The following is a 21243-nucleotide window of genomic DNA, read 5'->3' on the forward strand; positions in this document are numbered from 1 at the left end:
GCCTCCCGGTGAACTTTCAGAGGTTTTCCAGAATCCGACGGACTTCAGCCTCGTCCTCCGCGGGAAAGGCGACGATCAGCTCGCCGGTTCCCTGTTCGGCCCACCACTCCGTCGCCTCGCGCAGCGCCGCGAAGTACGGCGCCCGCTGGGCGGAGTGCTGCAGGAACGGGACGTCGGCATGGACGATGGCCGCCTGCGGAGGCTTATCGAGCCAGCTCAGATCTTTCAGGCAATCGCAGAAGGAGTCCCAGTGCCAGGCGAAATCTTCGGGAAGGCTCAGGCCTTTCGCCAGCAGCTCCAGCAGCGTCTGCTTGCGACGCATGTCTGCCGGGACGCGCACGATCCGCCCCAGCGGCATCAGCCGCTTCGACCACGAACCGAAATGAAAGCCGGGGAGATCGTCGGTCATGAGTGGCTGGCCGGCAGGAGACCCAGTGCGTCCAGAATCCGCTGGCCGGCGTGCGACTTATTGAGCACATACAGGTGGATGCCCGCGACACCCTGATCGATCAGTTCGCGGCACTGCTGGATGGCGAAATCGACGCCGATCTCGAACTGCGCGGCCTTATCGTCGCGAGCATTTTCCAGGCGGGCAGCGAGACCCGCCGGGATCTTCGCGCCGCACATGGCGGTGATTCTCTGAATCCGGGCGAATTCGGTGATCGGCATGATTCCGGGGATGATCGGAATGCGAATGCCGGCTCGCTCGCACTGCTCTCGAAACCGCAGGAAGGCGCTGTTGTCGAAGAAGAGCTGCGTATAGACGGCATCCGCCCCGCAGGCCACCTTCTGCTGCAGGTAACGCAGGTCGGTCGCGAGATCGCTGGCTTCCGGGTGCTTCTCGGGATAGCCGGCGACGCCGATCCCCATCTCGGGGAACTCCTCGCGGATCAGAGACACCAGCTCGTTGGCGTGCCCCAGTCCGCCGGCGACCGCCCGGAACTCGGTCTGGCCGGCCGGCGCGTCGCCGCGAAGCGCCATGATATTGCGAATGCCGGCTGTCCAGGCGAACTGCAGCCACTCCACGAGTTCGTCGCGCGTGCTGCCGACGCAGGTGAAGTGGGCGGTGGCTGGCAGGGAGAACTGCTCCTGGATCTCCCGGCACCACTCGACCGTCCGCTTGCTCGTCGAGCCCCCCGCGCCGTAGGTGCAGGAGACGAAGGCCGGCCCGAACGGAGCCAGCTCGCGCAGCGTCTGTCGCAAGGCTTCGTCCCCCTCCGGCGTCTTAGGGGGGAAAATCTCGATCGACAGGCCGAACTGGCGCTGTGCGTAAATGTCCCGAATCCGCATTCCCGTTCCTTATAGGACCGCACCGGAGGGGGGCGCCGTCCGCGCCTCCGCCCTCGATCGTGCGACGAGCATACCGGAATCCCGCTACCGCTGTCATGGCTGTCACCCGGTCCACGGATTGCTCAGGCTCTGGACTTCCGGCGGCGGCCGCGACATTCTCGACCTCAACATCGAGACCCGCCGACCTCTCTCCCGGAGCGCTGCCGTGTTTCCCGAAGAACGCCGTCCCGCCGTCAGTTACCTGATTTTCGATATCGAGGCGATTGCCGACGGCGCACTGGTCTCCCGAATCCGCTATCCGGGGCAAGGCTTGCCCCCCGAAGCGGCCTTGGCGAAATACCGGGCCGAGCTGCTGGAGCAGAACGGGAAGGACATCCTGCCCGTGACGTTCATGCTTCCGATTTCGGTCGCGGTGGCGAAAATAGATGCGGAATACAAGCTGCTGGACCTGGTGACGCTCGACGCGCCCCAGTATCGCCCGCACGTGATCGCCAAAAATTTCTGGCAGGGCTGGAATCACTACGGCCGGCCGACGCTGGTCAGCTTCAACGGGCGGGGCTACGACCTGCCGGTTCTGGAGCTGGCAGCCTTCCGTTACGGCTACTCGGTCCCCGCCTGGTTCAACGTCGAAGCCCGCAGCTTCGAGCAGTCCAGGAATCGCTATAACTCCGACGCTCACCTCGACTTGTACGATCTGATGTCCAACTTCGGAGCGACCCGTCTGACCGGCGGACTCAATCTGCTGGCCAACCTGATCGGCAAGCCGGGCAAGACCGGCGTGGACGGCTCGCAAGTCCAGGACATGTATGACTCCGGGCAGGTCGACGCGGTCAACGACTATTGCCGCTGCGACGTCCTCGACACCTACTTCGTCTTTCTCCGCTCCCGCGTCCTCCTCGGCAAACTGACGCTCGAAAAGGAACACGAACTGGTCGCCGCCACCCGCCAGTGGCTCGAACAGCAGGCCGCCACAGTGCCGGCCTACGCGGAGTATCTCTCCCATTGGGGCGACTGGACGCCACCCCAGACGCCGCCGGTGGCGGATGCTGCCAACTCGGAGCTGGGATAGGCGAGGATGCCGCATTCGGCGGCAATGGGCGTTCTTCACCGGGTGGCACTGGTGACCTTCAGCCCCCAGTGCGCCGCCAGGCAGGATCTACTTCTTGTCCAGCATAGGCTTCAGCGGAATCGTGTAGACAAACAGCAGGTGTTCGCTGTCGTCCTGCTTCGAGACCCAGGTCAGCTCCTGGTCGGCCTGGATACCAGGGATGTCGAATTCGTGGGTGATGATCCGGCTGCCAGGGGGCATCTTCTGGAGCTGGGGTACCAGCCGGGCGTTGAGCTTCGGAAGCAGAAAGAGCATGACGACGGTGGTGTCGGCGAGGTCGGCCGTGAAGATGTCCTGCTCTTCAATCTTCGCCAGCTTCTCAAGACCGGCTTCGCGGATCTTCGTCCGCCCCGTCGCGACGAGCTGGGGGTCGAGTTCGTAGCCTGTGGATCGGCAGCCGAATTTCTTCGCGGCCGTCACGACGAATCGCCCGTCTCCGCAGCCGAGGTCGCAGACGTGGTCCTTCTTTGTCACCTTGGCGAGGTCGAGCATCTTGTCGACGACGTCCTGCGTCGTGGCGTAATAGCCGACGTCCGGTTTCTTGGGGGGACGGGGTGAGGCGTCCTCTGCAACGACGATGTCGACGGCCGTCAGCAGCACCACCGGAATCAGCCACCCACGCAGCATCGCCAATCTCCGAAACTCAACCGGGGCAAAATCGGACCGGGTCAATTCGCCGCCCGTCGGCGAAGCCGGAGCCACTCGCTCAGGGCAAATAAGGGTACACCGGCAGCCAGCGGCGTCGCCACCAGCGGCCACAGGACGCCGCCATATTTCCACGCCGCCCACAGACCGAACACGCTCACCGCGCAGAAAGCGAGCGGAATGACGGGGAACAGCGGCGTCCGGAAGGGCCGTTCGAGGGCGGCGTCCTTCCACCGCAGGACGAAGTAGGAGACGCCGGTCATCAGGAAAAACAGCCAGAAAACCGGAGCCGTCGCGGCAAACAGCGTGTCCCAGCCGCCAAAGAACTGGCCCCAGGGGATCGGCCCCAGCCCGACCGGGGCAAACAGGGCGTCGACGATCCCGCGTCCGGCATCGGTCCCGACCCCGAGAATGATGCCGAGTGTCACCAGCCCCTGTGCGGCCAGCGCCCAGACGGGGGACCGGCCGGCGGCATCGCGTCGGGCGAAGGCAGAGAACAAGGGGTGATCCGCTCCCAGTGCCGCATGGACGCGACTGACCGCGAACACCAGTCCGTTGACACCCCCGAGGGCGGAAATCAGGACCACGATGCTCATCAGGTTCGCGGCATGGACGCCGGCGATGAGCTGCAGCGTATCGGTGGGAGGGGCCTGCGATGCGCACAGTCCCTCGTAACCCAGCGCCCGCAGATAGGCCAGATTGCAGAGCAGGTAGACCGCGGTGACGGCTCCGATCCCCAGGAACAGCGCCCGCGGGACGTTCCGCGACGGGTCTTTGATTTCGGCGACCACGTACGCCGCATCGTTCCAGCCGCCATACGCATACAGAATCAGAATAAACGCGGTCGACCAGTCGGTCTCGACGGCGGCGACAGCGGACGGGCTGGCCAGATCGGCCCGACCCAGCAGCAGTCCGGCCAGGATCAGCGCCGTCATCCCGGCGAGCTTGGTCAGACTCAGCGTATTCTGCACCCGCCGTCCCGCCTGGACGCCGGCCATGTTGAGCACCGTGATGACGACCACGACCCCCGCCGCGAGCCACGGAATCGAAGCTTCCGGAAAACCAAACAGGCGCGCCGCATATTCCCCGGCGACATAGGAGAGAAAACCGATACTCCCGGTCTGGACGACCGACAGTTGCGCCCAGCCGAAAGCGAACCCCGCCCAGCGGCCGAAGGCCCGCGTGAGATAGTTGTATTCGCCGCCGGAACGGGGGTAGGCGGTCGCCAGCTCGGCGAAGACCAGCCCGCCGCAGTAGGCCGCCAGTCCGCCAGCCAGCCACAAGCCCAGTCCGGTCCAGGGTCCGCCCGCCTTGGCGAAGATGAACGGCGGCATCCGGAAGATGACGGTGCCGATCACGATGCCCACGATCAGGCTGACAGAGTCCCACAGTCCGAGCGCTGGACGCGAAGGGGCGATCGCTGACACGGAGCATTCCCGACGGCAAGTCTGTCGAACGCCATCCGGGAGCTGTTAGGCCACCCGGCTGACAAGGTCGAGTCAGCATACCGTCGGCCGCGCCGGATGCCGAATGTCGGCCCGCCAGAAAGCGAAACGGCCGACGCCTCCCAGAGGACGCGTCGGCCGCGACAGTTCGAATGAGCGTCCCGGGCCGGGTGGCCGGGGCTGGACCGCCCCGGTTTTCGCAGAACCCGGGAAAGACCGGGGCATCGCGAAGACGCTCCTGCCCCGGCCACCCACTCGCTTCGTTGGCAGAGCAGACTCTACTACTTGATCGGGACGATGTAGCTCAGGATGCCGATCGGTTCGCCTTCCTTCACGTCGGCGTAGTGCGGATGGCACAGCACGCATTTTTTCATGACGACCGGGACGGGAGTCGCCGCCCGCAGAAAGGGTTTGCCGTCGATCTGGACGACTTCTTCAACGTAGGTCTTGCCCCCCTTGAGGGCCTTGACCGCCGACTTTTCGAAGGCGTCCTTCGGGGAGTTGTTTTCCTCGAACGGCTGGTCGGTGGCGTCGACCAGGCGGATATCGTGCCAGCCCTTGGCCTTCATCGCGCTGAACAGTGTGACGGCCGCGGTCCCGGCGGACACGTCGGTGTCCTTGTGGACATACTTGTCGGTGATGAAGACGACGACGGTCTTGTAAAGGTCGTCGAGCATCCGGACCTGGTCGCGGGTCCGTTCCAAGGCGGGATCGGCCGGGGCCTTAGTCTGTCCGATTCCGGAACTGAGACTTCCCAGCCAGCCAGCGGCGATCAGGAGGGCGATCAGCGATCCCCCGGTCAGTCGAGTCAGACGCATTTTAACGGGCTCCTCGCAAGCGGTGAACAACCCACTGATCTGCAGTCAGCCCCTGTGCCGGCTGAAATCAGTACATTCGGGTCCAATTTTGGCTGACGATTTCAATGCTGTCAATAACTGGATCTCGACATCCAGAATTTTGCGGATCAATGCGCCGGGGGCTGGCGTCGGAGTCCGCGACGACCCAGCGCCAGTTTTGCAATCGACATCAGGCAATCCACAGCCGGGGACACCAGCCGGTTTGGGAAAACGGTCACAGATCGGCGGCCCAAGTTTGAGCGCGGGACTCGTCATTGCACGGCTGGGACTTGCCGATCCCGACCGGTTTGGGGCATTCTCTGACGCGAGTGACTGGCTCGTGTCCCCTGCCTCTCTTTCCGGAAGATCCGATGTCCGAAAAGCCCTCCGTCATCCTCTCTGCGTTTGCCGACGAAGCCGCCAACACCAAGTCCGCCGTCGAGCAGTTTGCCGCCCTGGCAGCGCTGGGCCTGCAGTATTACAGCCCGCGTTTCGTGGACGTCGCCGGCGTCGGCCAGGTCAAGCACGTCACCGAGCTGTCGAAAGAGGAATTCAAGCAGCTCGCCAAGCTGCAGAAGGAATACGGGCTGTCGGTCTGCAGCATCGGCTCGCGGATCGGCAAAGTGAAACTGCTCGATATCGAAGACGGATCGCACAACAAATACGTCGATCCGAAGACCTATCTCAATACCACTGTTGCGGATACGCTCCGGGCCGCCGAGGCGCTCGGCGCGACGATGATCCGCGGTTTTTCGTTCTACCATCCGCAGGGCCAGGATCCGCAGCAGTACGTCAAACAGGCCGCCGACCGCCTGATTCCGATCGTCGACGTCTGCGCCAAAGTCGGGCTGATCTTCGGGCTGGAAGTCGAAGCCAACCTGATCGGACAGAACGGCCATCTGCTGGCGGCGCTCGCCAAAGCCATCAAGAAGCCGAACCTGGTCTGCATCTTCGACGGCGCGAACATCAGTTGCCAGAACGTCAACGGAATCGATTGCTGCGCCGAATACGTCGCGATGCGGGACTCGTTCGGCTGGATGCACATCAAGGATTACCGCATCGACTCCAGCCTGGCCTGGACCGGCGTCGTCGATGAAGAACGCCTGAAGAACTTCGTTCCCGCCGATGTCGGCGACTCGGGACATGAACTGATTCTTCGCGACCTGAAGGAGCACCTCCCGAAGATCGAGAAGAAGATGCGGAAGCTCGGCGCGCCGGGCGTCTTCCTCGAACTCGAGCCCCATCTCAAGGGGGGCGGCCAGTTCGGCGGCTTCAGCGGTCCCGATGGCATGGGCGTCGCCGTCCGCTCACTCTGCCGAGTGCTCGACTACGTCGGCATCGACTACCACCTGCGGGATTTCGGCGATATCCGCACGGCGCGGGGATTTTGAGGAACAAATCGTTGAGCGTTGAGGGTTCTGCGTTGAGAAATTCGGGAGGCACGCCCTGAGGCTATGCGGTCGGCGTGCCTCCCGCTTTGACTCTTCCTCAACGATCGACGATCAACGCTCCTCACGCCTTGCGATACTCCGCCTTCACGTTCGTCCGAATGCCGCCGCGGGGCGTGAAAGCGGCGTGCAGCACCATCCACTTGGGTTCCGTGACGGCCACCAGATCGTCGAGGATCTCGTTGGTCACGCGCTCGTAGAAGGCGCCGTGATTGCGGTACTGCTGCAGGTAGATCTTGAGCGACTTCAGCTCGAAGCACTTCCCGTCCGGGACGTAAGTGATCGTCAGCGTCCCGAAATCGGGCTGGCCGGTCTTGGGGCAGAGGGACGTAAACTCGGGGCAGACGGTTTCGATCTCGTAGTCCCGTCCGGGACACGGGTTTTCGAAGGTTTCCAGCGTATCGCGCGACGGGGCGGTCATCGGGCGCGGGCTCCTGCAGCAGGGAATGTGAATTCTCAAAGTGAGATTCTAGCACCCTGCCGCCCGCCCGCCCAATCTGCGGGTCAGGCGACGCGCGAGGCGGCCTTCGGTCGCTGACTCGCCGGCGCAACCGTCCCGCCGCCGGCCGCTGCGGGGGCCGCATTTCGCCGACGAGAAACGACCGCCAGCAAGGCGGGCACGGGGACCAGGCTGACGAACAGGCACATGCCGACGCCAATCGTCAGCACGGCCCCCAGGCTGTAGAGGCCGCGGTGGGCGGCGATCATCATGCTGCCGAACCCGACCATCGTCGTGGTCGACGTCAGGACGACGGAGTTCACGATGCTGGGGGAAACGCCATAGACCTCGTTCGGTTTCGCGTGGTAGTCGTGCAGGATGTGGACGCCGTGGTCGACGCCAATCCCGAGGATGAGGGGGAGGATGATCAGGTTCGCCGGGTTGAGGGGAATGCCGAAGATCCCCATCAGCCCGAACGTCAGCAGCAGCCCGCAGACGGGCGTGGCCATCGTCAGCACCGTGTCGATCACGCTGCGGAAACTCAGGGTCGACGCAATGGTGAAGGCCAGCCCGGCGTACGAGAGGAGTACCCAGCTCAGCGACCAGTCAACCCGGCGGGCCTGCAAAATGGCCACCGCACCGACGACCAGCACCAGGGGCGGCCCCAGCGTCCACGCCAGGTGCTGTTTGGGCAGAAAATCGACCAGCAGCACGATCAGGATGACCACCATCGCGTAGATCGCGCAGACTTCGTAGCTGTGCTTGATCTGCAGGGCGGCTTCGTAGTTCTGCAGGGGAGTGCCGGTGACTTCCGGATCGATGGATCGCGTCTCGGTGACGAACTTCTTCAGCGGGGCCATGTCCCAGATCTGGTCTTTTGGGTAAATCTGCAGCAGCCACTTGCCCTGCGGACTGACGAAACGGGACATTAGCTCCTCGGGCAGATCGGCCGGGACGACCGGTTCGGGGTCGGAGGCGTCCGCCAGGGCCTGAAACTGCGCCAGCAGAGCATAGGCCACGCGATACTGGAACTCCGTCAGAAACGCCATCTGATCGGCGCCGTTGAGCTGGGTGAATCCATCCAGGAACCGGTCGATGTTACCGGCCACCTTTTGCGACAAGGGATCCTTGCGCATCCGCAGAAACCGATACAGATCGTCCAGCGACTTTCCGATCGGGTCGGGCATGACCGGCTGGAACTGGGGGGGCCGCTCCGGCAGGCGGGCCAACTCCGCGTGAAAGGCCTGCACGAGCAGCTTGGTTTCTCCGGCCCCCCGATCGGGCAGGCGCGTCGCCAGCTCTTCGACGTGGTGGACGCTGGGGAGAGCTTCGAATTTCTGTCTCAGCCGCCGGGCTTCCTCCGGAGAGTCCGCCAGGGAAATCGCATACAGCAGCGAATGCTTGGAGGATTCGAAGACCCGCTTCTGAGTCTCGACCGATTCCAAGCCCGTCGCCTGCAGATTCAACAGATTGTGGTCGTACTTCAGCAGGGGTTTCGGGGCGCCGTCGGTCCAGCGGCAGGCGAAGACTCCGACGGTGACCGACAACGCGATCGCAAATCCCAGCGTGAGTCCCGGGTAGAATTGCGTCAGCTTCCGGAGCCATTTGCCTTGAAACGGGTTCGGCAACGTCCGGGCCGGGGCGTTCTGGTCGGCGAGCACGACGACGGCGGGAAAGAACGTAAACGTCGCAATCAGGCAGGCCAAGATGCCGCCGCTGGCGATAATGCCCAGTTCTGCGACCCCCAGAAAATCGGTGAATGTGGCGCAAAAGAACGCCAGGGCGGTCGTGATGGCCCCGGTGACGATGCCGCCCCCGACGACCCCGGCGGAGTCCACCATCGCTTCGGCGACGTCTTCGCCCTTGTGCCGGAGATCGAGATAGCGGGAGAGAATATGGGTCGAAAAGTCGCAGCCCAGCCCGATCAGAATGGCGGCGAACGACACCGACAGAATGTTGAGGTGGCCGACCACTGCGGTCGCGATGCCGAACGACCAGGCCATGCCGACGCCGAGCATCAGCATTGCCAGCAGCGGATGCCGCAGGCCGCGGAAGCCCCAGATCGTAATCAGCGCGACGCCCGCAAACGACAGAAGGGAGGCCCAGGTGCTGTCCTGCGCCGAACGGCGCATTTCATCGTTCTCCAGCACCGGAATTCCGGTCAGCGCGATCTTCGTGCCGGGAAACTCGGCCCTGACTTCGTCGGTCAATTTGCGCATGGCGTCAATGGCTTCGGACGCCCCTTCGAACGAATCTCCCTTGCTCGCCGGGGAGGCCATGACGAATCCCATCGTGCCGTCGTCGCTGAGCAGGTAGACCGTTTCGCTGGCCCGTTCGGCGAGTTTGGGTTCGACCGGAACGACGTCGGGCCAGGGATTGGGGAATTCGTTCCGGTCGTCGAAGAAACTCGCCATCGACGACGTGAGCCGGTCGGCGTGGTGCAGCAGGTTCTCAGCCTCCCGGGGGCCGCGCGCACTCGCCGACTGCAGTTGCAGCTTCAAACGCGGCAGCAGGCTCTGGAGCTGAATGAGATCCCATCGGCCGTTCAGGATCGGACGGTAATCGTCAACGCGGTTGAGTCCGGTCGAAAGGGCTTCCGGGCTGAGGTATTGCAGCCCTTTGCTGCGGAGCCGGCCCGGTTCGACTTTGAACAGGACATGCGTGAAGAGGTCGGGCTGCTGCTGCAGGCGGGTGCCCAGTCGGTCGAGGACCTGCTTGATGGTGTTGGGCTTCTCGGCTTCGACGACGACCACGATGTCGCTGGTGGCGCCGAAGGCCTCCTCATACCGCTGCCACCGCTGGTGATAGGCGGCGGAGGGGTCGATCAGGTCCGAGCGGTCGGTCTTGAACTTCAGAAAGACACCGGCGTAGATCGCGCAAGCCAGGGCCGAAACGGCCACCAGTCCGACGGTGAGCCGCGGATAGCTGACCGAAAGTCGGGTCACGCGGCGCAGCATGTCCGACAGCACGGAGGCGTCGCCGTCATGTGCGGAGTTGGACATGCATCATCCCTGACCGACGAAACAATTTCGCGCTCCGGACACCGCATCCTGCGGCCGAGTGTCGAAACCGTTGCGAGATGTGAAGCGGAAAGGGCTCCGGGATTCCGAAGCGGCGGATATCAGGTTCATCGGCGAAACCACCCTCAGTCTCAATCCGGTGCGAACCGGCTCCTCCCAATCCATCCGTTCGGATCAGGTTCGCATCCCACCCGGATTGCTGCGGCAAGTCTTGCCCGGACAACGGCTTAGGCAGCATTGCCGCCAGGCCGCGTGCCGGATCATAGCGGTTTGCTCGCAATTTGGGCAAGAAGTCTTCGGTTTCTGGATTCTGCGTAATCTGAGGGGTTTGCACGGCAGGTCTCAATCCCCGCCATCACGGGCCGCTGTCGACCGCTTCGCGCAGGATTGTCGAACGATGAGAAACGCCAGCCAGTCGTAGAACGAATGGACCAGGATCGGGATCGTCAGATTGGAAGGCTGGCAGAACTCCAGCAGCCCTCCCAGATACAGGCCGACCAGTGCGGCGACGATCGCGTAGGTCGGCGTGATGGCATGCGCCAGTCCGAACAGCACGCTGCAGCCGATCAGCCCGAACCAGAATCCCCATTGGCCCAGCCAGGGCTGAAGCACGCCGCGAAAGAGCAGCTCCTCCGAGAATCCGACCAACCCCGCCAGCAGCAGCAGATCGAGCGCACTGCACGAAACCAGCAGCGGCCCGAGTGTTTCGAGCAGGAAATCCCGGATCCGGATCAGTCCGCCGATCGGGAAGCGGAATGAGACGTAGAAGAAGAGCGCCAGCGGCGCGAGGCTCAGGAACGCCGGCCCGAGGGCGTCCCAGCGAGGCAGGAGTCGCTCCAGCGGATCGACGTCCAGCAGCCAGCTCAATCCGAGCGCGACCAGCACCATCGCCGTCTGGAACAACCCGGACAGATTGAGAAAGCGGGCGCGCGTCAGCCGGGGATCTTCGTCGGCAGCCGTCATTCCCCGCACATCCTCCGTTGCTGATTCGTCCGATACGGTCCCGATTCCATCGCCAACCCGTCTGCCGGGATCGTGCGTCAGTCTCTGCCGGATCGTTCCTGGCGGAATTCGAAGGGGGTCGATGATTTTCCAGAAGTCGCCGTGTCGATCTCTGATTCTGGCGGGGCGATGATCCCCGCCGAGAATTCCCACGACAGCTTTCCGTGATCGCCGTCGTCACTCATCCCCTCTGAGTGACGACGGCGATCGGCTTTTCCGGGTCGCCGGCTCCGTTCAGACGTCGCAGGCAGCGATGGCTTCCTGCAGTCCCGCGAGCGGGTCGCGCGTGGGGATGAATTCGTGGCCGACGAAACCCGCGTAGCCGACGTCGAGCAGCGCCTGCATGATCGGCGGGTAGTAGATTTCCTGCTTCGTATCGAGCTCGCCCCGGCCGGGATTGCCCGCCGTGTGGACGTGGCCGATCAAGTCCTTGTGCTCGCGAATCCTGCGAATGACGTCGCCATCCATGATCTGGACGTGGTAGACGTCGAACAGCAGCTTGACCCGCGGCGAGCCGACCCGTTTGAGGATCTCCACGCAATAGTCGGTGTGGTTTCCCTGGTACCCCGGGTGCCCTTTCATCGGGTGATCGGAAGCCCGCGTGTTGAGCATCTCCAGGCAGATGGTAACTCCCTTGGCCTCGGCATGCCCTGCCAACGCCTTCAAGGCGTCCACGCAGTTGTCGGCGCCGACGTCGGCGGGAATGTCCTCCGCCATGCCGGTGAAGGTGATGACGCTCGGGCAGCCGAAGTCAGCCGCCTCATCGATGCGTGAGCGGATCTTTGCGGAGCATTCCTCCTGATATTTGGGGTTGTTGAGACCTTTCACGAAGCCGTGGCTGCCGGCGATGGCGCAGGTCAGACCATGCTTTTTCAGAGTCGGCCAGTGCATGGGATCGATCAGCTCCAGGCTTTCGCAGCCGAGACCTTTCACGACGCGGCAATAGTCGTCGACGTCTTTCCAATGGCTGTTGAAGCACCAGTTGACCACCGAGTGGCGAATGCGCCCGTTGAGCTTCGGAGGCGTGGGTTGAGCAGCGCCCGTCAAAAGGGTTGAGGCCGCGACGCCAGCCGCCACCTGCAACACGCCGCGACGGGAAATTGTGGGAGAAGTCATGGAAGCGTGCTCCGTGAAGCGGGAACCGATCGGTGATTGGTTATACGGGAGGAGTCGTCGTTTCGGCGATGCTGTAGGCGTCGCTGTCCCGGCTGGCGTAGTGGACCACGAGTTCGGCGAGCAGTCCCAGCGAAATCGCCTGGCCGCCCAGGAGTGTCGCCGCGATGGAATAGGCCAGCAGCGGTCGACCCCCAATCGGGGCGGGCGTGACGAGTCCGAAGACGTTCATCATGATCCAGACGAACGCCAGATAGGTCAGTCCCAGGCAGCCGGTGCCGAAGAACGCCAGGCCGATGGCGCCCAGCATATGCTGAGGCCGCTGGCGATACGAGATCAGGAAGGCCACGGTCAGCAGGTCGAGAAAGCCGCGGGTGAAGCGGCGGAAACCATACTTGGAGTGGCCGAACTGCCGCGGCCGGTGGTGGACCGCCAGTTCGGCGACGCGGAACCCGCGGGCATGGGCCAGGACGGGGATGAAGCGGTGCAGCTCGCCGTACAGGCGGATCTCGCGAGCCACCTGCGCCCGAAAGAGCTTGATGCCGCAGTTGTGATCGTGCAGCGAGAGTCCGGTCAGTCGGCCGACCAGCCAGTTGAAGACTTTGCTCGGATAGACTTTATGCCAGGGGTCGAGCCGGCGTTCCTTCCAGCCGTTGACGACGTCGAATTTCGTGCCGAGCCGTTCGAGAAAATGCGGGATCTCGGCGGGGTCGTCCTGCAGGTCGGCGTCGAGGGTCATGATCAGGTCGCCGCGGGCGATTTTGAACCCCGCCGTCAGCGCCGCCGCCTTGCCGAAATTCCGTCGGAAGCGGATGCCGCGGACATTGGCGTCGGCCGCGGAGAGGCCCGCGATGATTGCCCAGGACTCGTCCCGCGAACCGTCGTCGACGAAAATGATCTCGGCGTCGAGGTTGGCGGTTGATGTGACCTGGCGAATCTGGGCGTGCAGTTCCCGCAGGCTCTCGGCCTCGTTCAGGACGGGGATGATGATCGACAACTGCATGGAGATGTCGCCCTTTCGCAATCGGCGGTGTCTGACAGCGAATTCTTAATTCGCGTCGGGTGGCCGAAGCTGGACCGCAGGGAAGGCCCGGTTCTTTGATTTCCGGGGCATCGCGAAGACGCTCCTGCCCCGGCCACCCGCTCGCGATTGGTTGTGAATCGATTTCTGTCAGCATGTGTACCAGAAAACGCCCGCAAGTTCCCGGCTCCGGGGCCGGCTCGTCAGGGGGCGGCGGGGTGTGATATCATCGTCGAGGCCGTCGGACGGCGCGAGTCGCCGTCGCTGAATTCCGAATCAATCCTGTCGCCAGAACGAGAATTGCTGTGACTGTTTCCCCGTTGCCTGTCGTGACTGGCAGGAGTGAGCTGGAAGTGGCGATCGCCGCTGTTCGCGACGCCGCCCGGATCTGCCGTTCGGTGCAGGCCGGCATTACGCCGGAATCCCTGGCCAAGAAGGATCGTAGTCCGGTAACGGTGGCCGATTTCGGCAGCCAGGCGGTTGTCTGCCGGGTGATCGGTCAGTCGTTCCCGCACGATCCGATCATCGCCGAGGAGGACTCGTCGGCGTTGCAGACGGAAGAGAACGCGCCGTTTCTGCACCGCATCCACGACGAAATCTGCCGGGAGTGCGTCCAGGCGTCGAAGGATGAGATCTGCCGCTGGATCGACTTGGGAGGGGCGGCCGACTACTCGCACCGTTTCTGGACGCTCGACCCGATCGACGGGACGAAGGGATTTCTCCGCGGCGAACAGTATGCGATCTCACTGGCCCTGATTCTGGAAGGGCAGATCGAGATCGGCGTGCTGGGCTGCCCGAATTTGCCGCCGGCTCCAGGTGCTGATGCGGGATCACTGTTTTATGCGGTCCGCGGCAAGGGGGCCTGGCTGCAGCCGCTCGATGGTCCCGGCGCCCCGGTTCAGATTCATGTTTCCAAAACTGCAGATCCGGCTCTCGCTCGATTCTGCGAATCGGTCGAGTCGGGACACAGCGCCCACGACACCTCCGCCGAAATCGCCCGCACGCTGGGCCTGACGGCGCCGCCGGTCCGGATGGACAGCCAGGCGAAATACGGCGTCGTCGCGCGGGGCGAAGCTGACGCCTATCTGCGTCTGCCGACCCGCGCGGACTATTCCGAGCAGATCTGGGATCACGCCGGCGGCGTGCTGGTGGTCGAAGAAGCGGGCGGACGAGTGACGGACGTCGCCGGCCTCCCCCTCGACTTCACCCACGGTCGGCAGCTCAAGGCCAACCGGGGCGTGATCGTCACGAATGGCGTGTTACACGAGGCGATTCTGGCGGCGGTGAAGGAGGCGGGAGTGAAGTAGCGAGCAGGGAATAGCGAGTAGCGAATAGCCAGAGAAAAGGGGCTGATCGCTTATCGGGAATCGCTGATCGCCAGAATTGAGTTGCCGAGTGCAATCTTTTCTTGACTGGCGATGAGCGAAAAGCGATTCGCGATCAGCCTCTTCCTCGCGACATTCGACATTTCTTTTAGGCCTTCAATCCGTAGTGCCTGATGGCGTTGCCGGACCAGAGTTTTTCACGCTCGGCCTGCGGGCGTTTCGCGATGATTTCTGCCAGGGCGGAGACCCAGCCCTGCAGCGGGCTTCCCAGCAGGCAGACCGGCCAATCGCCGCCGAAGACCACGCGGTCCGGGCCGAAGGCGTCGAGACAGTGGTTGACGATGGGGGCCAGGTCGGCCGGTTTCCAGCCCTCTGGAGCGCGGGCCACGATTCCGGAAATCTTGCAGATCAGGTTCGGCCGCTTCGACAGGGCGTCGATGTCCTTTTTCCATTGATCTGGCTCGTGGCTTCCTTTGCCGCCGGAGAACGCTACGACATCGGCGTTGCCGCAGTGATCGAGGACAAACTGCGTGTCGGGGCAGAGTTCGGTCAGCTTGAGGCCGTCGGCCAGCTCCGTCGGCCGCAGGCAGAGGTCAAACTTGAGCCCCTTCTTGCCCAGCAGGCGGACGCCGGCGACGAATTCGTCCTTCAGGCATGTGCCGCGGGGCGTTTCGCCGCCGTGCAGCACCTGACGGACTCCCTTCAGATAGCCTCCTTCGCGATGGCGGTCGAGATAGGCTCCGAAATCCGGGGACGCCGGTCGACCGCCGAGGACTGCGGCTTCGGTCGGGACTTTCCCGGATTTGCACAGTCCGATGACGTAGTCCGCTTCCCGGTCGTGCATGGTCGCGTCGACGTCGACTTCCATGTAGATGGCCCGCATGCGGAGGCCCTTCGTCGCCACGGCGTACTCCGTCGGACCGTACGTGTGGCGGAGAATCTCCGGCGCCCCGGCCAGCCACGGGAGCTTCAGGTTGTCGAGGTCCCACAGGTGCTGGTGAGTATCGACGATCAGCGACGGGGCCTCGGCAGCGAAGGCGGACGGGGACGCGGCGGCGGCCAGAGCGGCGATTGCAGACTGCTGCAGGAACGATCGGCGGGACAGAAGGCTCATGGAGGTTCCTCTGGGCAGATGGAGTGATGGACGGATCGGGTGCGGACAGCTTGGCGAGTTTCGATTCAAAAGTCGCGGACAATTTCCGTCGGTCGGGCACCCTTTCCCGGCGGCGGATTCGATGCGATAGTGGCCGGACTTATGGAAACGCCGCCCCCCGCTCCCCTCTGGGAACTACTGCTCGAAGACGGCCCGCTCCTGGCGGTCAACAAATCCGCCGGGCTGCTGACGCAAGGCGTGCCGCATAAACTGCCCGCCCTGGAATGGCTGGTCAAGGACTACCTGCGGGAGAAGTACCAGAAGCCGGGCAATGTCTACCTGGGAGTGCCGCACCGCCTCGACCGTCCGGTCTCGGGGATCGTCGTGCTGGCGAAGAACTCCAAAGCCGCAGCCCGGCTCGCGGAACAGTTTCGCGAGCGGCAGGTCCGGAAGTTCTATTACGGCGTGACCGAAGTCGTGCCCGACCGACCGGCGGACAATTTTCGGGACTGGCTGTTGAAAGACGCGGAGGCGGCTCATGTGCAGGTCGTCGTGCCGCAGACTCCCGGCGCGAAGCTGGCCGAGCTTCGCTACCGGACGCTGCAGGTCGTGGATGGCCGGGCGCTGGTGGAGGTGGAGCTGATCACCGGCCGGATGCACCAGATCCGGGTCCAGTTCGCCAGCCGGGGCTGGCCGATTGTGGGCGACGTGCAGTACGGAGCCCGGGAGCCGTTTCCTGGCGTGAGCGAGTACGACGCGCAGGCTTCGATGATTGCGCTGCATGCGGGCCAGTTGCACCTGAGCCACCCGGTGCGCTACGACCGGCTGCACTTGCAGGCTCCGTTGCCCGCGGCGTGGGCGCTGCTGGGGTTCGATCTGGAAATCGTACTGCCGCGGCAGTTATCGCCGGGCATGGAGCCTCCGACGTCGTAGACGTGGGAAATCACAATTCGGCAGGCGGGAGCCCAATCTCGTTCGGCACGGTGCTTGCATAATCTATGGCGGCTGGGGGAAGGCGGCGAGGAGTTCTTCGTCGTCGGCCCAGCCGGTCATGTAGAGACAGACCATTTCATACGCTCGACGCGACAGGTTGCCTCCCGTCGCCAGGGCCAGGAGCAGCCCGGCGAGCAGCGAACAGTAGAGCTGGATCTCCACGCCCCGCGTCTTCGCCGAGAGCAGTTGCTGGCAGCCCAGCACCTGCTTCAGAAACCGGAAGAACAGCTCGATCTGCCACCGGCATTCATAGATTAGCACCACCTGTTCGGCCGGGAGATCCAGCAGCGTCGTGGCCAGGATCAGGCCTTCCCGCCCGGTCTGGTCGCTGCGAAGCCGCCCCTGCCTTGCCGAACTTGGTCGACCGGGCACTGGCTCGACGGTGATCCGCCGCACGACGTGATTGGTTCTTGCGGGACTGGCTCCGCTGCCGCCGCCCAGCGCGATCAGTTCATCCGCCACGACCCCCGCGGCGCGATCGGCTTCGGTGAGCGCGGGGAGTTGAACCGCATGACCGTTCGCGTCGTTGACCGGTCCCTCGACCACGCGACCGTCCCCGCGATTGAGCCGGCAGACGTAGTCGCAGCGGGCTTCGACCAGTTCGTTGAACACCACGGCCGAGCGATAGCCCCGGTCCAGAATATAAAGGTCTCCCGGCGCACCGGCGGGTTGCGGTTCGCGGGCCTGGATCTGCTGGAGCGTGACGGCGCGCTCGGAGTGCGGCCCTTTGGCCGGCTCCTCGGTGAGGGTCGAGGCCACGACCCTCTGGTCGTGAATGCGAAGCTGGGTGTGCAGCCGCCACTGGCCTTGAGAACCGCGTCCCAGCCGGGCGGCGATCTGCGGCAAGGCCGACAGCACGGTCCCGTCGACGGCGACGAGACGTTCGACGATCGGGTTGGGAAGGCGTCCCAGCCGACCGCTGCGGCTCACGCGGAACTGATGCCGGGCGAACTGGCGGCGGAGTTCGTGAACGAGTCCTTCCAGGAGCGAGGGATCGAAGACGGACGAGGCCTCGGAGAAGGCCCCGGCCGAGACCTTTTGCCCGCCGGCGAGCTGTTGGACCTTTTTCAGTCCCGAGGCTGCGACGAGCGCCCGGGCGGACTTGAGAACGGGGTTGAAGAAGCCGATCAGGAGGAGCGCGGCATACTGGCTGTAGAACAGCTGCCGGTTGCGAGCGGTGTCGCGTTCTGTCCCGCAGGGAGCCAATCGTTGCAGCAGCGGAAAGATGCGCCGCAGCAGGACGGTCCCGGCCAAAGGACCAATCAGCTCCCGCCGCTCCTCCTCCGTCAGCCCCTTCTCCGCCATCGCCACTCCCTCCGCAGGGAGAAAGACTACAATCTCAATCGGCCTGCGCAAAAAGCGTGCCGAACGAGATTGGGCGGGAGCCTGCCCTACGGCTGGGTTGTCAGATGCGACTCGCCACAGGTGGCCCGGCTCACTATCCTGTCACGGTTCGGCCGCCGGCCTCCTGCTGCAAATGAGGTTCCATGACCACTACCGCCCGGTATCTGACCGCTCCTCAGCCGCTGACGACCATGCCGCCGGGGATTCCGTACATCGTCGGGAACGAGGCCGCCGAGCGGTTCAGCTTCTACGGCATGAAGGCGATCCTGACGGTCTACATGACCCAGTATCTGCTGAACTGGGCCGGCAAATCGGAGCCGATGACTGGCGCAGAGGCCAAGACCTACGTCCATTTGTTCGTGGCGTCCGCCTACTTTTTTCCGATTCTCGGGGCGATTCTGTCGGACTGGCTGTGGGGCAAGTACAGGACGATTTTCTGGCTGTCGCTCGTCTATTGCCTGGGACACCTCGCGCTGGCAGTCGTCCCGGCGCGGGAAGGACTGCTGCTGGGATTGACCCTGATCGCCATCGGGGCGGGCGGCATCAAGCCCTGCGTCTCCGCCCACGTCGGCGACCAGTTCGGCGAGAAGAATCGGCATCTGCTCGGGCGGGTCTTCGGCTGGTTCTACTTTTCGATTAACTTTGGTTCCTTCATTTCGACCCTGCTGACTCCGTGGGTGTTGCAGCACTATGGTCCGCACTGGGCGTTTGGAATTCCCGGAATCCTGATGGGGATCGCCACGTTCTTGTTCTGGCTGGGGCGCAACAAGTTCGTTCATGTCCCTCCCGGCGGTCGGCAGTTCTTTCGCGAGTCCTTCAGCTACGAGGGTCTGGATGCGATCGGCCGGCTGATACCGCTGTATCTGTTCGTTGCAATCTTCTGGGCTCTCTACGACCAGACGGCGTCAGCCTGGGTCATTCAGGCAGAGCTGATGGACCGGACGACATGGTGGCCGTCGCTGACGTCCGGATTTCCCTTTATCACCGTCGAGCGGCAGGAAGTCCTTTCGTCGCAACTGCAGGCGATTAATCCCATCCTGATTCTCATCTATATCCCGATCTTTTCGTACGTGATCTACCCGCTGCTGGGCAGGTGTTTTCGGTTGACCTCGCTGCGAAAAGTCGCCATCGGGTTCTTCCTGACCGCGGCGGCGTTCGCCATCAGCGGCTACGCGCAACTGCTGATTGACCGGGGAGAGACGCCGCACGTGCAGTGGCAGGTCTGGGCGTATGTGGTGTTGACCGCCGCCGAGGTGATGGTCTCGATCACCTGCCTGGAGTTTTCCTACACGCAGGCGCCGAACAAGATGAAGTCGCTGATCATGTCCCTGTATCTGCTGTCGGTCTCGTTAGGAAACGCGCTGACATCGTTCGTGAACTGGATCATTCAAGACGCCAGCGGCACGAGCCGGCTTCCCGGTGCGCAGTATTACTGGTTCTTCACCGGGCTCATGCTGGCGGCGGCGGTGGTCTTCATTCCGCTCGCGTTGACGTTCCGCGAGCGGGCCTACATCCAGGATGAAGAGAACGCGGCATAGCTGGCCGACCCTGGCTTAATCGGCGCGAGAATCCAGCGCCCGCCCAGCGCAACGGCGACGCGTTCCCATCGCCGTCTCAGGAGTTGGGACCCCGATTGCCCGTCGACAGAACCGCCACACTTTGGTGCAGATTGCCGAATTGGCGCAATTTTATGACGTTCGGTGCGCAGGAACCGTCCGTCGACTGTGTTCTGGATTTCGTCGGCAACTTGAGTCGATCTGTCCCGGCAGGGAAGCAAAGGGCTGCGATTTGATCATCGATGTGGCCGTATGGACATGTCGATAGGTTCCCGCAGTTTCCTCAGGCTCGCGGATCTCCCTATTGCTATTTGCTACTCAAACTCTCTAGATTCACATTCCTGGTAATCTGGGGAGGGGACGGGCTATGCCGACTTTGAAGACAGAATCACTCGCCGCCGAGCGCAGGCTCGATGCTGCACACGGGCAATCCGGGCTGGACACCCATGTGGTCTGGCGACGGGAAGTCCACGTCTTTCAGCACGGCGAGTACTTCGATTCGTACCTCGCGACCGAACCGGGGCGCGAAGAGTTCTGGTCGAGCACCGGCGAAGGACTGATCTCCTACACCCGCCGCGGGCGCTACGTGCTGGTCGGCGGCGGACTGATTGCGCCCGACGACCACAAGCCACAGCTTCTGCAGGAGTTCAATGAGTTCCTGCGAGAAAAGAAGCTGCGGTCAGCCTTTCACAATATCGGCGATCACGAACTGCCGCTGTTCCGTGAACATGGCTACCAGGTGACGAAGTGGGGTGAGGAGCCGGTCGTCGATCTGGGAAACATCACCTGGGGCGGCAAGGCGTACGAATGGGTCCGCCGGCAGACGAATTACTGCCGCCGGCACGGTTTGCAGGCCTTCGAGGTTCCCCACAACGAACTGACGCCTGAGCAGTGGAGCCGGACCCTGGAAGAGATGCTCGAAGTCGGGGCCGAAAGCCTGGCCGACAAACCGCAGAACCGTGAAATGCAGTTCTTTGAAGGGCGGATCGGCGATCACGAAGTGGGACTCCGTCGCGTTTTCATCGTTCGCAGCGAAGAGGGGCTGGGTCGGATCGAAGGCTTCATGGTCTGTACGCCGATGCGCGGCGGGACGATGTGGGCCACCGAACTGTACCGTCGTCGCGCCGATGCGGTCCGCGGGACGATGGCCTTCCTGTTTCACCACGTGATTCAGCAGTTTCAGGACGAGGGAATCCAGCGCGTCGGACTCTGCCTGGACCCGGCGTTGCGCTGCGGCACGAAGCTGCCGGGGGACAGTGCGATGGTCCGCCTGGGGATGACGTGGGGCGAAGCGTGGCTGGGATGCGTGTTCGACGTCGCCGGCCTGCGGCATTTCAAAAGCCGCTTTCGCCCGCGATACGAAAACCGGTACGTCTGCGTGCAGCCGCGCGTGACCATCGGGTCGCTGCTGGCCTGGGCGCGCGTCTGCGGATTGTTCGACGTGAATCCCTGGAAGGTCGTCAAAATCTCGGCGGGGCGGCTCCGCAAGTACGCATCGCGGAGCACGCTGGCCGAGGTGCATTAAAGAGACGGGCTGGAGCGCCCGTGAGAACTGCAACGGATCC

Annotated in this window: 18 protein-coding genes; 6 read left to right on the forward strand and 12 right to left on the reverse strand. The window is 63.6% G+C overall.

Annotated features, from left to right (window positions below; translation table 11 throughout):
* Positions 1 to 16: 16 nt before the first annotated feature.
* Complete coding sequence (locus SH412_RS00290) at positions 17 to 409, reverse strand: barstar family protein (protein WP_336521500.1); 393 nt, start codon at positions 407 to 409, stop codon at positions 17 to 19.
* Positions 406 to 1290: a methylenetetrahydrofolate reductase [NAD(P)H] gene (gene metF / locus SH412_RS00295; RefSeq protein WP_336521501.1), complete on the reverse strand. Its 885-nt coding sequence runs from the start codon at positions 1288 to 1290 to the stop codon at positions 406 to 408. The genes SH412_RS00290 and metF overlap by 4 nt, the downstream gene beginning before the upstream one ends.
* Here metF and SH412_RS00300 point away from each other — a divergent pair.
* Positions 1274 to 2359, forward strand: a complete 1086-nt coding sequence (locus SH412_RS00300; protein WP_336521502.1) for a 3'-5' exonuclease — start codon at positions 1274 to 1276, stop codon at positions 2357 to 2359. The two genes, metF and SH412_RS00300, sit on opposite strands and share 17 nt — an antisense overlap.
* Before the next feature lie 87 nt (positions 2360 to 2446).
* Here SH412_RS00300 and SH412_RS00305 read toward each other — a convergent pair whose 3' ends face one another.
* From SH412_RS00305 to SH412_RS00315, 3 genes are all read right to left on the reverse strand, one after another.
* Positions 2447 to 3025 (reverse strand): SAM-dependent methyltransferase, encoded by a 579-nt coding sequence (locus SH412_RS00305; protein ID WP_336521503.1) that lies wholly within the window; start codon positions 3023 to 3025, stop codon positions 2447 to 2449.
* A 41-nt stretch (positions 3026 to 3066) separates the two neighbouring features.
* Positions 3067 to 4470, reverse strand: a complete 1404-nt coding sequence (locus SH412_RS00310) for an APC family permease (protein ID WP_336521504.1) — start codon at positions 4468 to 4470, stop codon at positions 3067 to 3069.
* A 299-nt stretch (positions 4471 to 4769) separates the two neighbouring features.
* Positions 4770 to 5306, reverse strand: coding sequence for a c-type heme family protein (locus tag SH412_RS00315; RefSeq protein WP_336521505.1), 537 nt, complete (start codon positions 5304 to 5306; stop codon positions 4770 to 4772).
* Between the two features lie 389 nt (positions 5307 to 5695).
* Here SH412_RS00315 and SH412_RS00320 point away from each other — a divergent pair, with 389 nt between their 5' ends.
* Positions 5696 to 6715, forward strand: coding sequence for a sugar phosphate isomerase/epimerase family protein (locus tag SH412_RS00320; protein WP_336521506.1), 1020 nt, complete (start codon positions 5696 to 5698; stop codon positions 6713 to 6715).
* Positions 6716 to 6836: 121 nt separating this feature from the next.
* On the opposite strand, the gene queF is transcribed toward SH412_RS00320, so the two are convergent.
* The 5 genes from queF to SH412_RS00345 all read right to left on the reverse strand — a co-directional run bounded on the left by queF (position 6837) and on the right by SH412_RS00345 (position 13349).
* On the reverse strand, positions 6837 to 7193 hold the full coding sequence (gene queF, locus SH412_RS00325) for a preQ(1) synthase (RefSeq protein ID WP_336521507.1): 357 nt from the start codon (positions 7191 to 7193) through the stop codon (positions 6837 to 6839).
* Between the two features lie 83 nt (positions 7194 to 7276).
* Positions 7277 to 10213 (reverse strand): MMPL family transporter, encoded by a 2937-nt coding sequence (locus SH412_RS00330; protein ID WP_336521508.1) that lies wholly within the window; start codon positions 10211 to 10213, stop codon positions 7277 to 7279.
* Positions 10214 to 10573: 360 nt separating this feature from the next.
* The gene (locus tag SH412_RS00335) at positions 10574 to 11194 is read right to left on the reverse strand and encodes a CPBP family intramembrane glutamic endopeptidase (RefSeq protein ID WP_336521509.1); all 621 of its coding nucleotides are present in this window, start codon (positions 11192 to 11194) and stop codon (positions 10574 to 10576) included.
* Between the two features lie 273 nt (positions 11195 to 11467).
* The gene (locus SH412_RS00340) at positions 11468 to 12349 is read right to left on the reverse strand and encodes a hydroxypyruvate isomerase family protein (protein ID WP_336521510.1); all 882 of its coding nucleotides are present in this window, start codon (positions 12347 to 12349) and stop codon (positions 11468 to 11470) included.
* Positions 12350 to 12389: 40 nt separating this feature from the next.
* The gene (locus SH412_RS00345) at positions 12390 to 13349 is read right to left on the reverse strand and encodes a glycosyltransferase family 2 protein (RefSeq protein ID WP_336521511.1); all 960 of its coding nucleotides are present in this window, start codon (positions 13347 to 13349) and stop codon (positions 12390 to 12392) included.
* A gap of 371 nt (positions 13350 to 13720) precedes the next feature.
* Here SH412_RS00345 and SH412_RS00350 point away from each other — a divergent pair, with 371 nt between their 5' ends.
* Positions 13721 to 14674, forward strand: coding sequence for a 3'(2'),5'-bisphosphate nucleotidase (locus SH412_RS00350; protein WP_336521512.1), 954 nt, complete (start codon positions 13721 to 13723; stop codon positions 14672 to 14674).
* A 166-nt stretch (positions 14675 to 14840) separates the two neighbouring features.
* On the opposite strand, the gene SH412_RS00355 is transcribed toward SH412_RS00350, so the two are convergent.
* The gene (locus SH412_RS00355; RefSeq protein WP_336521513.1) at positions 14841 to 15806 is read right to left on the reverse strand and encodes an amidohydrolase family protein; all 966 of its coding nucleotides are present in this window, start codon (positions 15804 to 15806) and stop codon (positions 14841 to 14843) included.
* 129 nt (positions 15807 to 15935) lie between these two features.
* Between SH412_RS00355 and SH412_RS00360 the strand changes: the two genes are divergently transcribed.
* Entirely contained in the window at positions 15936 to 16718 is a 783-nt protein-coding gene (locus SH412_RS00360; RefSeq protein WP_336521514.1) for an RluA family pseudouridine synthase, read from the forward strand.
* Positions 16719 to 16781: 63 nt separating this feature from the next.
* On the opposite strand, the gene SH412_RS00365 is transcribed toward SH412_RS00360, so the two are convergent.
* Positions 16782 to 18083 (reverse strand): IS4 family transposase, encoded by a 1302-nt coding sequence (locus SH412_RS00365; RefSeq protein ID WP_419555790.1) that lies wholly within the window; start codon positions 18081 to 18083, stop codon positions 16782 to 16784.
* Positions 18084 to 18265: 182 nt separating this feature from the next.
* Here SH412_RS00365 and SH412_RS00370 point away from each other — a divergent pair, with 182 nt between their 5' ends.
* Positions 18266 to 19660, forward strand: a complete 1395-nt coding sequence (locus SH412_RS00370) for a POT family MFS transporter (protein WP_336521515.1) — start codon at positions 18266 to 18268, stop codon at positions 19658 to 19660.
* 385 nt (positions 19661 to 20045) lie between these two features.
* On the forward strand, positions 20046 to 21203 hold the full coding sequence (locus SH412_RS00375) for a bifunctional lysylphosphatidylglycerol flippase/synthetase MprF (protein WP_336521516.1): 1158 nt from the start codon (positions 20046 to 20048) through the stop codon (positions 21201 to 21203).
* Positions 21204 to 21243 lie beyond the last annotated feature (40 nt).

It is taken from the genome of Planctellipticum variicoloris, assembly GCF_030622045.1.
Lineage (GTDB): Bacteria > Planctomycetota > Planctomycetia > Planctomycetales > Planctomycetaceae > Planctellipticum > Planctellipticum variicoloris.

Excerpts from the sequence above, each read along its gene's own strand:
- SH412_RS00290 (WP_336521500.1), bottom strand. The coding sequence starts at position 409 with ATGACCGACGATCTCCCCGGCTTTCATTTCGGTTCGTGGTCGAAGCGG.
- SH412_RS00300 (WP_336521502.1), top strand. The coding sequence starts at position 1,274 with ATGTCCCGAATCCGCATTCCCGTTCCTTATAGGACCGCACCGGAGGGG.
- metF (WP_336521501.1), bottom strand. The coding sequence starts at position 1,290 with ATGCGGATTCGGGACATTTACGCACAGCGCCAGTTCGGCCTGTCGATC.
- SH412_RS00305 (WP_336521503.1), bottom strand. The coding sequence starts at position 3,025 with ATGCTGCGTGGGTGGCTGATTCCGGTGGTGCTGCTGACGGCCGTCGAC.
- SH412_RS00315 (WP_336521505.1), bottom strand. The coding sequence starts at position 5,306 with ATGCGTCTGACTCGACTGACCGGGGGATCGCTGATCGCCCTCCTGATC.
- SH412_RS00320 (WP_336521506.1), top strand. The coding sequence starts at position 5,696 with ATGTCCGAAAAGCCCTCCGTCATCCTCTCTGCGTTTGCCGACGAAGCC.
- queF (WP_336521507.1), bottom strand. The coding sequence starts at position 7,193 with ATGACCGCCCCGTCGCGCGATACGCTGGAAACCTTCGAAAACCCGTGT.
- SH412_RS00330 (WP_336521508.1), bottom strand. The coding sequence starts at position 10,213 with ATGTCCAACTCCGCACATGACGGCGACGCCTCCGTGCTGTCGGACATG.
- SH412_RS00335 (WP_336521509.1), bottom strand. The coding sequence starts at position 11,194 with ATGACGGCTGCCGACGAAGATCCCCGGCTGACGCGCGCCCGCTTTCTC.
- SH412_RS00340 (WP_336521510.1), bottom strand. The coding sequence starts at position 12,349 with ATGACTTCTCCCACAATTTCCCGTCGCGGCGTGTTGCAGGTGGCGGCT.
- SH412_RS00345 (WP_336521511.1), bottom strand. The coding sequence starts at position 13,349 with ATGCAGTTGTCGATCATCATCCCCGTCCTGAACGAGGCCGAGAGCCTG.
- SH412_RS00355 (WP_336521513.1), bottom strand. The coding sequence starts at position 15,806 with ATGAGCCTTCTGTCCCGCCGATCGTTCCTGCAGCAGTCTGCAATCGCC.
- SH412_RS00365 (WP_419555790.1), bottom strand. The coding sequence starts at position 18,083 with ATGGCGGAGAAGGGGCTGACGGAGGAGGAGCGGCGGGAGCTGATTGGT.
- SH412_RS00370 (WP_336521515.1), top strand. The coding sequence starts at position 18,266 with ATGACCACTACCGCCCGGTATCTGACCGCTCCTCAGCCGCTGACGACC.
- SH412_RS00375 (WP_336521516.1), top strand. The coding sequence starts at position 20,046 with ATGCCGACTTTGAAGACAGAATCACTCGCCGCCGAGCGCAGGCTCGAT.